Here is a 3,297-nt window from a genome sequence, read left to right on the forward strand (position 1 = left end):
AAGGAAATTAAGTTTAAAGTAATATAAAAAAGTTTTAATTTTAACATTTATTTAACATTTAAAATTATTTCAGTCTAATAAAAGAACCTTTTAGGGTTTGTTGAAATAAGAATAGTTACAGATATCTCTCCTTAATGATATTTAAATGATGAATTTGATGCCCAGTAATTATAAAACCTAATGCTCTAACAGTCATATTACTTCCATTTGCAGTACCAAAATTAGCTAGCATTTCATCAGTAAAACTTTTGAATAATGAGATACTTGCTCTACGCGCACATTTAAACTCTTCTAACAGATCATTAATATTCCGGTCGTTCCCGTTTGAATTATCTACATACCAATTTTCATCAAATCCCTGCAATTCTGTAGCGTCATTTCTTGAGAAGCGTAAAGCTCTGTAGCTCATAATTCGTTCTGTGTCAATTAAATGCTGAAGAAGTTCTTTAATGGTCCATTTACCTTCATCATATTGAAATATTAATTTTTCTTCTGGTAAATCTCTAATGATTTGCATTAGTTCTTCAAAAGAAGCTGTTAATGCTTCAATTAAATTTACTTCGCCTAAAGCTTCAATATAAAATTTGTAATATGGATTGTATTCGTTTTCGTTTAACTGATTTGAATTCATAATTATGCGGAGTTTCTACTTGCGTTTATATTTCCAAATAATGATCTTGTTACCATTTTTTCATAGACTTTCAATAGCTCAGTATCTGGATTTTCTTGTTTTTGAATTTCCTGAATTTTACGTAAAGCAAATTGTTGAATAGTTAATAATGGCAGTACAATGTTTTCACGAATATTAATAGAAGCTTTCCCAACTTTATTACCTTGCATTAATTCATCATAATCAGAAAGCTTAAGGATTAAACGTTTTGAAGTTTCATATTCATTATAAATTAGTTCCCAAAATTCACCAAATTCTTCATCTTTTGCCATGTATTCAGTTAATGCGAAGAACGATTTTGAAAGTGCCATCATACTATTTCCTATCAGAGTTTTAAAGAAATCGGAATGATGAAACAAGTGTTTTACTTTTTCAAATTCACCAGCATCTTCATATTTTTTTAAAGCTGTACCAACACCATAAAAACCTGGAACATTCTGTTTTAATTGACTCCAAGATCCTACAAAAGGAATGGCTCGTAAATCAGCAAAATTTAATTCCGCTGATTTTGAACGTTTTGAAGGTCGGCTTCCAATATTTGTTTTACCGTAATACTTTAACGTACTCATATGCTCTAAATAAGGCATAAATTTTGGATGATTTTTAAAATTAACATAGGCTTCATAGCTTGTTAATGCCAAATCATTCATAATTTCGGTTTCATTTTTGGTCATTATATGGTTAGCATTGCTAAACAATTCATTTGAAATACCAGCACTTAATAATTGTTCAATATTAAATTGTGAAGAGTCTAAGGTTCCGAAATTAGAACTTATAGTTTGACCTTGAACTGTTAATTGTATTTCTTCATCTTCAATTGTTGGACCTAATGAAGCATAAAACTGATGTGTTTTTCCTCCACCACGAGCTGGTGGGCCACCACGACCATCAAAAAATATGACTTTAATACCGTGTTCTCTAGAAATTTTGGTTAAAAATTCCTTCGCTTTAAAAATAGACCAGTTTGCCATTAAATAACCACCATCTTTAGTTCCGTCTGAAAAACCAAGCATTATAGTTTGCTTATTATTTCTACTTTTTAAGTGTTTAAGATACGCTGGATTGGTGTACAATTTTTCCATAACACTAGGTGCATTTGTTAAATCGTTAACCGTTTCAAAAAGAGGAATAATATCAGCAGAAATATTATGATTAAAACCACATAAGTTGAACATAGCAAAGGTTTCCATAACATTTACAGCAGTTTGATTGTTGCTTATGATATATCTGTTTGCTCCACGTTCTCCATTATTTTGTTGAATGGTTTTTATGGCTTTTATGGATTCTAAAGTTTTAGTAACCATTTCTTCCTTAAAAATTGAAATATCAACGTTATCAGAAATTGTTGAAAGAATTGTGAGTTGCTCATTTTCAGAAAGTTCTAAATAATTTTCAGGAAATAATGTATTGCCATTTTTTTGTAAGGTTGTTACAATTTCAGCAAAAACATTTTGATGAATTCTACTATCTTGCCTGATGTCTAATGTTGCAAAATGATACCCAAATAAATGTACTTTATTAATTACATCATTAATATCTTCAATATATAGAGATTGATGTTTAGAAATTAATGTATTTTTAATTTGTTGTAGTTTTTCTTTAAATTCTTCTAAAGAAATTAATGTGTTTATTGCTGGGTTTACGCTGTTTTCAAACAACATAGTTTCCAATTCCGATATTAACTGCTCAACACCATTAAAGGTTAATTTTCTTTTTAATTTTCTAACATCTCTATAATAATTTCTAAGAACAGTTTGCTTTAATCGTTTGGCAACATTTAAGGTGATTTCGGTTGTTACAAACGGATTTCCATCTCTGTCTCCACCTGGCCAAAATCCTAAATTAATAATATCGTTATCAATTTTTTGATTGTCAAAAATATTGCTTTGAATATAGTTGTAAACTTGAGAAATGGAGTGATAAAATACGTTTTCTAGATACCAAATTAAGCTTACAGCTTCATCATAAGGTGATGGTTTTTCATGTTTAAAAAAAGGGGTTTTACCTAATTGCGCTAATAATTGATTGATTAAAAGCAAGTCGTTATTTTGTATTGCTTCAGTTAAATCGGTGATAATTCCTAAAACTGCTCCAGGATAAAATTGTGTTGGATGCGCAGTTAAAACTACCCGAATTTTAAAATCTTCTAAATGCTTTTTTAAGGCTTCTTTTTTGTTTTCTTGAGTAGCAATTTCTTTAATATTTCGTAAAGTACCAATACCATCCATATTATTTACAATTGGAAATGCAGCATCTTCAATAGCATCAAATAATACTACTTGGCGCTCTATATATTGAATAAACTTAAATAGTAAATTTATTTTTTCTTCTTCAGAAGGGTTTTCCTGATAGGTTTTAAAAAAATTTTCTACTATTTCTGAAGGGTTTTGTTTGCTAGAAAACCCTTCTTTGCAAATATCATGAAACAAGGGTAATAAAACACCAGTTTTGGTAATTGTATCAAATGGAAGTGTCATAAAAATACTATTATAAATTTGGTATTTTGCAAGGACATTTTCGTTAAACCTTGTTAGTTTTGGCTGTTTATGCATATATAGAATGTTAAAAAGTGAAAATTACAAAAGCATCCTTTAAAATTCGGCTTTTCATAAAATAATTTAACGAAA

2 protein-coding genes are annotated in these 3,297 nt (G+C 29.1%); both read right to left on the reverse strand.

Features of this window, described 5'->3' with window-relative positions:
• Positions 1 to 115: 115 nt before the first annotated feature.
• On the reverse strand, positions 116 to 631 hold the full coding sequence (locus Q0352_RS06735) for a DinB family protein (protein ID WP_299525562.1): 516 nt from the start codon (positions 629 to 631) through the stop codon (positions 116 to 118).
• 2 nt (positions 632 to 633) lie between these two features.
• A complete protein-coding gene (locus Q0352_RS06740) occupies positions 634 to 3,222 on the reverse strand; it encodes a phosphoenolpyruvate carboxylase (RefSeq protein ID WP_299525565.1) in 2,589 nt (862 codons plus the stop codon).
• Positions 3,223 to 3,297 lie beyond the last annotated feature (75 nt).

The organism is uncultured Lutibacter sp. (assembly GCF_937891065.1).
Classification (GTDB): domain Bacteria; phylum Bacteroidota; class Bacteroidia; order Flavobacteriales; family Flavobacteriaceae; genus Lutibacter.

Bases quoted from the DNA above. Each gene is read 5' to 3' on its own strand.
- Q0352_RS06735 (WP_299525562.1), bottom strand. From the start codon at position 631: ATGAATTCAAATCAGTTAAACGAAAACGAATACAATCCATATTACAAA.
- Q0352_RS06740 (WP_299525565.1), bottom strand. From the start codon at position 3,222: ATGCATAAACAGCCAAAACTAACAAGGTTTAACGAAAATGTCCTTGCA.